The organism is Sinorhizobium medicae, from assembly GCF_007827695.1.
In the GTDB taxonomy this organism is placed as follows: Bacteria; Pseudomonadota; Alphaproteobacteria; order Rhizobiales; family Rhizobiaceae; genus Sinorhizobium; species Sinorhizobium medicae.
Genome location: NZ_VITA01000001.1, coordinates 471,961 through 483,709, shown reverse-complemented (window position 1 = coordinate 483,709; position 11,749 = coordinate 471,961). Strand labels below are relative to the sequence as shown.

Here is an 11,749-nt window from a genome sequence, read left to right as displayed (position 1 = left end):
CCATGTATCGCCTCGACCGGAAGCTCGCGCGCATCCGCGCCGGCCAATACACCCGCAGCGACTTCATCATCGCCGACGCCAAGGACGGCGACATGGGTCCCTCGATAACCTCCTGCGGTCCCAAGCGGGAGAAGGACGGCAGCTGGTCACGCCACTATACCCGATCCGAATTTCTCGAAAATATCCGCGCCGTCGTCGAGCAGGACATCGTAGATATCATGCTCACCTCCGCTTCCAATATGGAGGCGCTGACCAAGATGGGCGTCTATCGCGACAGTGCCGTCAAGCCTGCTATCCGCGCCAATGATACCACGGACATCTGGGTATGCCGCGGTGCGACCTATGTGAAGGAGGCCTCGCGTCCCTTCCGCACCGCCTCCCTCGCGCGCGTTATGACCGGGTCCATCGATCCCGCGCCCGGCGCGCCGATCACCGGCACCGATCTCGGCCTCTATTCCATCACCTTCAATAACGATCTTGACCGCGACTACGAGGCACTCGAAGCCTTCCGCGCCTTCCGCGAGGATGCGGCGCGTAACGGGTTCAAGTATTTCCTTGAGGTCTTCAATCCCAACGTCGCCTGCGGCATCGACCCGGAAGTGCTGCCCCATTATGTCAACGACGTGATGATGCGCTGTCTTGCGGGCGTCACCAGGGAAGACCGGCCGCAGTTTCTGAAGATCGCGTTCAACGGCGCCAGGGCGATGGAGGAACTCGCCTCCTACGATCCGAGCGTCATCGTCGGCGTGCTCGGCGGCGGCGCCGGCACGACGCGCGATTGCTTCGAACTGCTCCACCAGGCCGAACGCTTCGGCGCGCGCGTGGCGCTGTTCGGGCGCAAGATCAACCTTGCCGAGGACCCGCTGTCGATAGTGCGGTTGCTTCGCGAGGTGGCCTCCGGCACCGTCTCGCCCTCAGAGGCGGTGAAGGCCTATCATGCGGGTCTTGCCAAGGAAGGCATCACGCCGCTGCGCGATCTCGCCGCCGACAACGTCGTCACGGAAGCCGTGCTCAAACCGGAAGAGAGCAGATGAGCGGCGGCCGGCGGGGGATTCTCACGGGCGGAACCTGGTGCGCGGACTATAACCGCACCGTCAGCCACTGGCCGGGCGAGGACGGCCTTGCCGAACTCTTCGAGGAAGAACGCCACGGCGGGGGATCGGGCTGCAACCTGGCGCTCGACATCAAGCATCTGGACCCGGCGATTCCCGTCGAGACGATCGGCCTCGTCGGCGATGACGACGATGGCCGCTACCTGAGGGCGACGGCAGCTGCCGCCGGCATTGACACGAGTCAGATGATGGTGACGGCGGCCGCAGCCACCCAGTTCTGCGACGCCTATGTCTCGCTGAGTTCCCACCGGCGCACCCACATCTTTCACGCGGGAAGCGGCGCACTGCTGACGCCGGATCATTTCGACTTTTCTTCAACGCGCATGCGGTATCTGCATCTCGGCCTGCCGGGCGTGCATCGCATTCTCGATGCTCCCTGGCATGACGAGGCGAATGGCTGGGTGGTGGTGCTCAAGAAGGCGCGTGCCGCAGGCCTCGAAACCAACCTGGAGCTGGCGAGCGTCGACCGCGCTCTGATGGCGCGGCTTGTCGCCCCCTGCCTGCCGCATCTCGATTTCCTGATCGTCAACGACTTGGAGATCGGGGCGATCGCCGGAGTTGAAACAATCGTGCGCGATGCGCCCGACCAGGCGGCCTGCATGCGCGCAGCGCGTGCCGTGCTGGAGCGCGGCGCGCTGAAACTGGTTGCCGTGCATTGCCCCGCCTTTGCCATCGCCGTCACCCGCTGGGGGGAAGGCGTGGTTCTGCCGTCCGTCGCCATCCCCAAGCAGGAGATCAAGGGCGCGAACGGGGCCGGCGACGCGTTCGCCGCCGGGATGCTCTACGGCATCCATGAAGGCTGGAGCGTTGGACAGTCTCTGCGGCTCGCCCATGCAACGGCGGCCGCATCGCTGCGCAGCATCTCGACTACAGGCGCGGTCTTGCCTTGGAGGGATTGCCTGGCACTCGCGGACAAGTGGGATTCCCGCGACTACTGAGGGTGCGTTGAGCCGATCTGGTGTTATCTTCGGGCGCCACTGCAGCACGGGATCAGAAACTCTGCTCCTGAACACGGCGAAGCCGTGACCCGTGACGACACGACGGGGAACCTTCCCGTCGGAAGGCGGTTTGCTCCGGCATGGCGAAGGATGCAGATCAGCCGACCATACTCATCACCGGATCGAGCGGGTTCCTGGGCCAGGCGATCGCGCACCGTCTCAGGGATCGATATCGGGTGATAGGGCTTGACCTGTCCGCTCCGAAGCGGGGGTCCGAGACCGAGGAGACCATCAAACTCGACATCACCTCCGACACGAGCGTCAGGGAGGCGATCGAGACGGCGCGCAAGCGCAGCGGCGGGCGCATCGCTTCCGTCATTCACCTCGCCGCCTATTATGACACGACCGGCAAGGACAACCCGAAATACGATGCCGTCAATGTCGACGGAACGCGCCGGCTGCTGAAGGCGCTGCAGGACCTTCCCACCGAGCAGTTCATTTATGCGAGCACGTTGCTGGTTCAGGCGCCGAGCCCCGCCAAGGGCACGCGGATCGATGAGAATTCGCCGCTCGACCCCGCCTGGGCCTATCCGAAGTCGAAGGCGGAGACCGAGGCGGTAATCGCGAAGGAGCGCGGGGCGATCAGGACAGTGATCCTCCGTCTCGCCGGGGTCTATGACGAGGACTGCCGCGCCGCCTTCATTGCCCAGCAGATCGCCCGCATTTTCGAGCGCCTCCCGACCGCCTATCTGTTCAGCGGCGATCTCGAGGCAGGCCAGCCGTATCTGCACAAGGACGATCTGGTCGAGGCTTTCGTGCGCGCGGTCGACCGCCGCGACGAATTGCCGGATGATTGCGTGTTCCTTATCGGCGAGGAAGAAACGTTCTCCTACGGCGAATTGCAAAAGCGCATCGGCCGGCTGGTTCACGGCGAGGACTGGCGCACGCTCTCCCTGCCCAAGAGCCTGGCCAAGCCAGGCGCATGGATGCAGACCGAGGTGCTCGACCAGGATTCCGAGATCAAGCCCTGGATGATCGAGAACTCGGACGATCACTACGAGATCGACATCTCCCGCGCCCGCAGCAGGCTCGGCTGGCAACCGATGCATAGTCTCGGCGCGATATTGCCGGAGATGATACGGCGGCTCAAGCAAGACCCGACCGACTGGTACGCTAAGAACAAGCTGGAGCCTTCCGTGGTGGCGGCTTCGGAACCCGAGATCGAACGGGCTGAGAAAAGGCTGGCGCAGCCGCTCGAGCGCGGCAAAGCTGAAGTCCAAGCTGCCGTCGATGAACACAGGCTGCGCACGCTCTGGGCGCCGCTGGCAAACGTTGCGCTCGGCCTGTGGCTTGTCGCCTCGCCGATGACGCTCGGCCTCTTCGATCCCGTGAGCGTGCCGGTGCCGCCAGCCCTCGGACACGAGGTCGCCGAACCCGTTATCCGCAATTCGCGTCTTGCGACCAGCGAGATCCTGTCCGGCCTCCTCGTCGCTGTATTCGCGCTATCAGGAATGTACCGGCGCTGGTCCTACCTGCAATGGATCACGGCCGCGCTCGGCGTCTGGATCATGCTCGCGCCGCTTGTCTTCTGGACGACGAGTGCTGCGGCCTATGCCATCGACACGCTTGCCGGCATGCTGATCGTCGCATTCGCGGTGATGATCCCGCCGACGCCGGGTATCGGGCTGCGAGCGCTGTCGGCCGACGACGACCGGCCGCTGGGCTGGAGCTATTCACCTTCCTCCTTCACCCAGCGCATGCCGATCGTCGCGCTCGCCTTTGTCGGCCTGTTCGTCTCGCGCTATCTCGCCGCCTATCAGATGGGCCATGTCGATGGACTCTGGGACCCGTTCTTCGGGCCGGACGATGCGCCGGTGCGCAATGGCAGCGAGGCAGTCGTGACGTCCTGGGTGTCCAAGGGCTTCCCGATCGCCGATGCGGGGCTCGGCGCCTTTGCCTATGCGCTGGATGTTCTCGCCGGCGCAATAGGGGACAGCCGCCGCTGGCGCACCATGCCCTGGATGGTGCTCCTGTTCGGCCTGCTGGTCATACCGCTCGGTGCCGTCAGCGTTTCCTTTATCATCATCCAGCCGCCGCTCATCGGCGCGCTGTGCACGCTCTGTATCATTCAGGCGGCCGTCACCGTCGTGCTGATCCCCTATTCGATCGACGAGGTGCTTGCCACGACGCAATATCTGTGGCGGGCGACCAAAGCCGGCGAACCCTTTTGGCGGACCTTCTGGAAGGGCGGTCCGGCGCTTTCGGAAGACCAGACCCCGTCACCAGACCTCAACCGTCCGGCATCCGAGCTGCTGAAGGAGTTCGTCACCGGCGGCGTCAACTTTCCGTGGACGCTTGTCGCGAGCGTTTTGCTGGGGGCAGCCCTGATGATCACCCCGGTGTTTTTCGGCACTTCCGCGCCGCTCTATCACAGCGACCATGTTCTCGGCTGTGTCGTCATTCTGGTGGCTGTCACCGCCATGGCCGAGGTCGTTCGTCCGGTGCGGTTCCTTAACGTGGTGCTCGGCGCCTGGGTGGCCGCATCGCCGTTGCTGCTCGATGGCGGCAGCGCGATCGGCACCTTGGCCGACGTCGCGATGGGCCTGGCGTTGATCGCACTCAGCCTGCCGCGCGGAACGCGCAGCGAAGAGCACTACGGCGGATGGGACAGGGCGATCGTCTGAACGGGCGGGCAGTGTTCAGGACGCGGTTCGGTCAGCTCATCTCGGCAAGGACCATGACGAGCAGGAAGCCGGCGGCGTTGGCAATCGCCGAGGATTGCTGGAACTGGTGCGATTCCGCCTCGGGTACGAGATCGGTAATCGTCAGATAGAACATCCCGCCTGCTCCCATCGCGAACAGAAAACCGGTGACCGGCTGCGCCAGCCCTTTCAACAGGAACCACCCTGCCATGGCGGAAAGGAAAAGGGAGAGGCCGATAAGGGAGGTCCATCCGAGTATCCGGCGCTTCGCGCTCTTCGGTTCCTCATCGAGCGTCAATTCGCCGATGCTCATGCCTTCGCTGAGATTGTCAATACAGATGGCGAGACCGACGATCAGTGCAACATTGGGCTCGAATGTCGCGCCAACGCCGATCGTCATGCCTTCGATCAGTTCTTCCGCGCTCGTTGCGCCGGCGAGCACCGCGACATTGCTGCCGCGCGGCCTGCGTCGCCGGTGCAGACGGTCGACCGCCTCTTTCTGGTCTGCTTCCGGACCGGCCATTTTCCAGCGATTGACGTAGAGATCGAGAATGTAGACCAGCGCGAGGCCCAGCAGAAATCCGGCGACCGCAAGCGCAAGACCGGCAAGCTTTACGGAGGTGGGCATCATTTCGAAGGCGAAAGTGCCCATGAGAACGCCGGCCGCAAAGCCGACGGCGACGGAGAGCACGAGGCTCGACGGCCTCAGCGCCATGGCGGCCATGCCCCCGAGCGGCGATGCGACGGCCGCCGCGGAGGCAACTCCCAAAATGATGAGGAGGTCATTGCACATGGCTGCCGGGCTCTGGTTTTCAACGCCGCTCTTTCAAGGCGGCGCGATCTGCTCGAACGTACATTGACGCGGGTCCTTGTCCGGACGCCAACGCATGAGTTTCGTGCCGTGGCGAAAGCGCCGATTGCCGACATGGTCGAACCGGACCTCGACGACCAGTTCCGGTCGGACCGGCTCCCATTGGCCGCTGCGCTCGCTGCTCCAGCGGCTGGGGCCACCCGGCGCTTTACCGGTGAAGCCGGGCGGCTCCCGCAAAGCCTCGAGCTGACGCGTCAGTGCATTCCGTTCCTTGTCCGAAATGGTCGCTGTAAAGCCCACATGGTTCAGCAGCCCCTCGGCGTCATAGAGACCAAGCAGGAGCGAACCGACGAGCGGACCGTTGCTCTCGTAGCGATAGCCGCCGACAACGCAATCCGCCGTCCTTAGGCGTTTGACCTTCACCATTGCCCGCTCGCCGCATTCGTAAGCGCCGTCCAGTCGCTTTGCGACGACACCATCGGTGGCGCCGGCCTCCCACGAGGTCAGCCAACGCCCTGCTTCCCGGCGGTCCAGCGTCGAAGGCGAGAGCTCGACCATGTTCGACAGGGCGTTCTCCTCGACGAAGGCTTCGAGGCGAGCGCGCCGTTCCCTCAGAGGCTTCCCGGTCAGCACCGCTCCGTCGGTGTCGGCCAGCATGTCGAAGAGAATCAGTTTGGCCGGCGTTTCAAGGGACAACTTCTCAACCCGGCTCGCCGCCGGATGCAGGCGCATCTGCAGGGCGTCGAAGGAGAGGCGCCCCTCGATCGCAATCACCAACTCGCCATCGAGAACGAACGTCTTCGGCCCCAACCGATGCAGCAGATCGAGAATCTCCGGGAAGAAGCGCCCGAGCGGCTTGCCGGATTTCGCCCTGATGTCGACGTCGCTGCCGGATTTGAACGCGAGACAGCGAAAGCCGTCCCACTTCGGCTCGTATTGCCATGGACCGCCGCCCGGCAGTTCGGCCGCGGAGCGGGCTTCCATCGGGGCCGTGCCGACGGGCAGGGGAAAGCCGCCCGTCTTCTCTGCCGCCTTGGACAGAGCGGCCTTCTTCGTCGGCTTTCCATCTGCGGGCGACGCCATCATGCACTCCGACGCAGCAATCGGCCTATTTCAGCTTAACCGAGGGCTCTCGTCCCCAGACGCGCAGCTTGCCAAGTTCCTTTAGGAAAGCGGCTGCACTCCCGGCGTCGGTGAGTTCGATCGTTCCCTCATCGAGCAATCCCGCTATGCCGGCCCTCTCGAGAAGGGGAACCGCGGCGCCGACATAGCCGATATATTTGCAATGGGCGAAGGCGTCGGCTACGAAATCGCGCGCGGTGGCGACGTCGATCAGCTCCGCGACGGCCTCTGCGGAGGCAAGCAGGACCACGGCGTCGTAGAGCACCGACGGGCCGCCGTCGAGCATCTGGTGGGCCGCTATCCGTTTGCCGTCTGAGGCGGTGAAGCCGCCGACTTTTGGTGCGATCAGTTCGAAAACCGCCTTCTCCTTATCGACCGCCTGCAGCAAGGCGTTGAGAAGGGCGGCATCCGCCCCGTCGGTCGCCAATATTCCGAGCTTGCGTCCTTCGAAACGCTTGGGCCCGCGCTGGATGATGCTGAGCGCCGGCGACGGATCGAGGTCCTGGCGGGTGGCAACGGCCGCGTCGGCGGGTTTCGGCATCCTCTCCATGCCGAGCGCGTGGCCGACTTTTTTTCCCAGCGTCTCGTCGATGTTGAGGAGATGCGCGACCATCCGCTCCCGGATCACCGGCGTCTCGACCTTGCTCAGTTCGAAGGTCAGCGCGTCGGCGATGTGCCGCTGCTCGGGTGGCGTCTGGCTGATGAAAAACTGCCTTGCCTGACTGTAATGGTCGGCGAAGCTTTCAGCGCGGATGCGGAGCTTCGGTCCCTGCTCCTCCGAAGCAAAGTGGCGGAAGCCTTTGATAGGCGACTCGCGCGGACCCTCGCCCCAGGAATTGGGCTGGTAGTTCGCGCGCCCGACCGGGTTGCGCATGGCCATGTGGCCGTCCTGCTGAAAGTTATGGAAGGGACATTTAGGCGCGTTGATCGGAAGGTGGGTGAAATTCGGGCTGCCGAGCCGCTTCAGCTGGGTGTCCAGATAGGAGAAGTTGCGTCCCTGCAGCAATGGATCGTCGCTGAAGTCGATGCCGGGCGGGACGTTCTGCGTCATGAAGGCGACCTGCTCGGTTTCGGCGAAGAAATTCTCCGGCATGCGATCGAGCACCAGCCGGCCGACAGGCTTCGTCGGCAGCACCTCCTCGGGGATGATCTTGGTTGGATCGAGGATGTCGAAATCGAACTTGTCGGCGAAGTCCTGATCGAAGAGCTGCACATGCAGGTCCCATTCCGGAAAGTTGCCGGACTGGACGGCTTGCCACATATCGCGCCGGTGGAAGTCCGGATCGGCGCCGTTGATCTTCACGGCCTCGTTCCAGACCACGGACTGCAGCCCGAGCTTCGGCTTCCAGTGGAACTTGACGAAGGTGGACTCGTCCTTGGCGTTGACGAAGCGGAAGGTGTGCACGCCGAACCCTTCCATGAACCGGAAGGATCGCGGAATCGCCCGGTCGGACATGACCCACATGATCATGTGCATGCTTTCCGGCGTCAGGCTGATGAAGTCCCAGAAATTATCATGGGCGGACTGCGCCTGCGGAAACTCCCGGTCCGGCTCGGGTTTCACCGAATGTATCACGTCGGGAAACTTGATCGCATCCTGAATGAAGAAGACCGGAATATTGTTGCCGACCAGGTCCCAATTGCCCTCCTTGGTGTAGATCTTGACCGCGAAGCCACGCACGTCGCGGGCGAGATCGAAGGAGCCCTTGCTTCCGGCGACCGTAGAGAACCGCACGAAGGCGGGGGTTCGCTCGCCCGGGCGCTGGAACAGGTCCGCCCGGGTGTAGGCGGCAAGCGACTCGTAGGTCTCGAAAAAGCCGTGAACGCCATAACCGCGAGCATGCACGACGCGCTCGGGGATTCGTTCATGGTCGAAGTGGAAGATCTTCTCGCGAAAATGAAAATCCTCGATGAGCGTGGGGCCACGTTTGCCGGCTCGCAGGCTGTTCTGATCGTCGGCGACAGGGCCGCCCTGCGCCGTCGTCAGAACGGGCGTGTCACCTTCGGCGATCTGGTGAAGCTCCCCACCATTGCCGCGTGTCGCTTTTTGGTCATGAATGGTGGCCGGTTTCGTATTGTTCGGCGCAGACGGTTTCTTGGCCATGGCAGCACTCCTTGGTCGAGGGCGGATGGGCACGAAACCTTGACGCGGAAGGTTGGTTCCGCTGCACGCGAAAATTACTCCGTCATCACTGCAGTTATCCTGAGCTGGTGATTGACGATGGGGAGCTGGCGGTAGCGGCAGGCGGGGCCTGATCGGATCGGTATGAAATCACGACCGTTCCAATCGTTGCGACGCGGGATGCCGGCACCTTCCTCATCCCGCTCTGACTGGATCGTAGCGGATCGCCAGCGCTTCGGCGCGCCAGACAATGCGGCGCGGACGGAAGCGCCAGTAGCGTTGAGCCCCATCGAGAGGCACGCCCCGAGGCGGACCGGAAACAAGCTCTGCCTCGCCGGTCATCTGCAGAAGGCCACCAGTTGCAAAATCCGGGAAAGTGAGTCCGGCGCGCGGATTGACCGCGATGTTGCCGAGCGTGTTGAAGAAGTTGTTGCCTGCGAAGTCCGGGATTGCCAGCCAGCCGTCGTCGCCGACATGCACGAATCCGGCTGGGCCCCCCCGATGGGAGACGTCGAGCTGCCGGCCGCCGCCGAGTTCGGCATAGGTTGCGACAAAGAATGTGTCTGCATTTTCCACCAGGGCAAGCGCGGCCTCATCGAGTTCGAAGCTGGAAACGGGCGGCAGCGCAGCTGGCTCGGACGGGTCGCGCACGAAATGGACCTGCCGGAGCTGGATGTATTTCGGACAGTTGCCGAAGCTCTGTTCCACGCCAAGGTCGAAGCCGCGGCTGTGCCGGCGCAGCTTGCCGTTCAGCCGATTGCGGCGGCGTGTGCCGAGATCGATGCCGAGGAGAGCGAGGGGGGCGCCGTCCTCCATCCCGGCATCGGCCGGGTCCGCCGGCTCCCGCGGAAGCTCGACCACCAGCCTTTTTGCGTCCGGCGCGTGGAGGAAACCGGGTTCCCCCGCCCTGAGCGTCGCCCAGGCATCGCCGTTGCCGTCCACCGAGCCCAGCACGACCATCGGCAGAAGCGGGTAGAATTCCCGGTGCTGCTCGACCAGGTGGTCGCGCAGAACGCGCCGCCCGACCTCTTCCATGCGCGCGTCCACACCCAACCGCTTCTGCAGGGCGACTTCGCCACCGTGCCAGGGTGATGGTGCGAGGATGATTGCCTCCATGTCGGTGTCTCCTTGGGGTGATATCTGGCGGTGCCTTGCTCAGCATGTCCGAACCGCAAAGCCGCGCGCCCGCTTCGAATGTCACTCTCGGTCAAGCCCGAGAATGACAACTGGAGAGAGGGCCGCGGTCTCCACCCGATCGCGCCGCATCAAATGGGTACCCGCGATGCGGAGGAAAGCGGAAGAGCTCTAAGCCGCGAGACCTGCCGGGGTCTTCTGGAACTCGACGAAGCCCGGCAATGCCTCGATGCGGGCGAGCCAGGAGCGGATTTCCGGATAGGGCTGAAGGTCCACATCCCCTTCCGGTGCGCGCGCCACATAGCTGTAGAGCGCGACATCGGCGATCGTCGGCCGCTCGGCGGCAATCCAGCTTCTGCCGCCGAGCTCCGACTCGATCAGCGCCAGGATCGCATGCGAACGGGGGATGACCTCTTCCTGCCGGTAAGGAGCCTTGAAAAGGGTGATCAGACGCGCCTGGGCCGGACCGTGGGCGATCTGGCCGGCAGCCACCGAAAGCCATCGCTGAACCGCGGCTGCCCCTCGTGCGTCCTCCGGCAGCCAGTCCGCGCGGCCCGCCTTTTTGGCGAGATAAACGAGAATGGCGTTGGAATCCGGGACGATCGTTCCGCCATCGTCAAGCACCGGCAGCTGACCGAAGGGATTGAGCTTCAGAAAAGGCTCCTGCTTGTGTTCTTTGCTGGCGAGATCGACGAGCACGAGTTCGTGCTCGATCCCCAGAAGCGAGAGGAACAGCCGGACGCGGTGCGCATGGCCGGAAAGTGGGTGATGATAGAGCTTCATCTGGATCTCCTGAATGAATGAGCGAACTGCAGGATGATTGTTAATCGTATAGTTGATAAGCTCCGTAGTATGCATTAGACCGTTTCACCAGGTGAAATAATCCTGCGGAGATGAGCGCATGGACCGCTGGCAGGCGATGCGGATTTTCGTGCAGGTGGTTGAAAGCGGCGGTTTCGCGCCGGCGGCGAAAGTGCTGCATATGAGCCCGCCATCCGTGACGCGGGCGGTGGCCCAGCTTGAGGGTCTGATCGGGACGCGGCTGCTGATCCGCACCACCCGTTCACTGAAGATGACCGCGGCGGGAGAAGGCTATCTGGCTGATTGCCGGCGTATTCTCGCTGAAATCGCCGAGGCGGAAGCGAATGCTGCGGGCAGCTTCACGGCGCCGGCCGGACTGCTGACGATAACGGCGCCCGTGCTCTTCGGCCGCATTCACGTGCTCCCCGTCATACTTGATTTTCTCGACGGGTATCCGGCGATGCAGGTGAAGACCGTCTTCGTCGACCGCGTGACCAATCTGGTGGACGAGGGTCTTGACGTGGCAATCCGGATCGCCTCACTCCCCGCCTCCGGCCTCGTCGCCCGTCGCATCGGTTCGGTTCGCCAGGTCCTTTGCGGCTCGCCGGACTATTTCGCCCGCTTCGGCGAACCCGGTAGCCCTCACGAGCTTGCCGGTCATCGCATCATCGGGCGCGAGGGCCTTTTCGGCCATTCGGAATGGCTCTTCGGTCGCGACAGCAGCATCCGCATTCCGATCAGCCCCCGACTCATCTGCAACACCAATGATGCGGTCCTATCCGCCGCAGTTGCGGGTTGGGGATTGTCGCGGTTTCAGTCCTACCAGGTGGCAGCCGATATAAGGGCAGGCCGGCTCAAGGTCGCGCTTGCGGACTACGAGCGTGAGCCGGTGCCGATCCATATCGTGCATGCGGAAGGCCGCATGGTCTCGGCGCGCGTGCGCGCCTTCGTGGATTTCGCCGCCGGCCGTTTTCTCCGCCATGCGGGGCTGAGCACGGAACTTTGAG

9 protein-coding genes are annotated in these 11,749 nt (G+C 63.7%); 4 read left to right on the top strand and 5 right to left on the bottom strand.

Annotated features, from left to right (window positions below; translation table 11 throughout):
• The first annotated feature begins 2 nt into the window (after positions 1–2).
• From FB009_RS02405 to FB009_RS02395, 3 genes are all read left to right on the top strand, one after another.
• Positions 3–1,034: a beta/alpha barrel domain-containing protein gene (locus FB009_RS02405; protein ID WP_018210086.1), complete on the top strand. Its 1,032-nt coding sequence runs from the start codon at positions 3–5 to the stop codon at positions 1,032–1,034.
• Entirely contained in the window at positions 1,031–2,050 is a 1,020-nt protein-coding gene (locus FB009_RS02400) for a carbohydrate kinase family protein (RefSeq protein WP_018210085.1), read from the top strand. The genes FB009_RS02405 and FB009_RS02400 overlap by 4 nt, the downstream gene beginning before the upstream one ends.
• A gap of 140 nt (positions 2,051–2,190) precedes the next feature.
• On the top strand, positions 2,191–4,734 hold the full coding sequence (locus FB009_RS02395) for an NAD-dependent epimerase/dehydratase family protein (protein ID WP_127581271.1): 2,544 nt from the start codon (positions 2,191–2,193) through the stop codon (positions 4,732–4,734).
• 31 nt (positions 4,735–4,765) lie between these two features.
• Here the strand turns inward: FB009_RS02395 and FB009_RS02390 are convergent, their stop codons facing one another.
• From FB009_RS02390 to FB009_RS02370, 5 genes are all read right to left on the bottom strand, one after another.
• Complete coding sequence (locus FB009_RS02390; protein WP_018210083.1) at positions 4,766–5,545, bottom strand: ZIP family metal transporter; 780 nt, start codon at positions 5,543–5,545, stop codon at positions 4,766–4,768.
• Between the two features lie 33 nt (positions 5,546–5,578).
• A complete protein-coding gene (locus tag FB009_RS02385) occupies positions 5,579–6,646 on the bottom strand; it encodes an ATP-dependent DNA ligase (RefSeq protein WP_024311066.1) in 1,068 nt (355 codons plus the stop codon).
• A 25-nt stretch (positions 6,647–6,671) separates the two neighbouring features.
• Positions 6,672–8,789, bottom strand: a complete 2,118-nt coding sequence (katE, locus tag FB009_RS02380) for a catalase (protein ID WP_024311065.1) — start codon at positions 8,787–8,789, stop codon at positions 6,672–6,674.
• A gap of 213 nt (positions 8,790–9,002) precedes the next feature.
• A complete protein-coding gene (locus FB009_RS02375; protein ID WP_024311064.1) occupies positions 9,003–9,923 on the bottom strand; it encodes a pyridoxamine 5'-phosphate oxidase family protein in 921 nt (306 codons plus the stop codon).
• 189 nt (positions 9,924–10,112) lie between these two features.
• Positions 10,113–10,724 (bottom strand): glutathione S-transferase family protein, encoded by a 612-nt coding sequence (locus tag FB009_RS02370; RefSeq protein WP_024311063.1) that lies wholly within the window; start codon positions 10,722–10,724, stop codon positions 10,113–10,115.
• 118 nt (positions 10,725–10,842) lie between these two features.
• Here FB009_RS02370 and FB009_RS02365 point away from each other — a divergent pair, with 118 nt between their 5' ends.
• Positions 10,843–11,748, top strand: a complete 906-nt coding sequence (locus FB009_RS02365; protein ID WP_127581268.1) for a LysR family transcriptional regulator — start codon at positions 10,843–10,845, stop codon at positions 11,746–11,748.
• The last annotated feature ends 1 nt before the right edge of the window (position 11,749 follow it).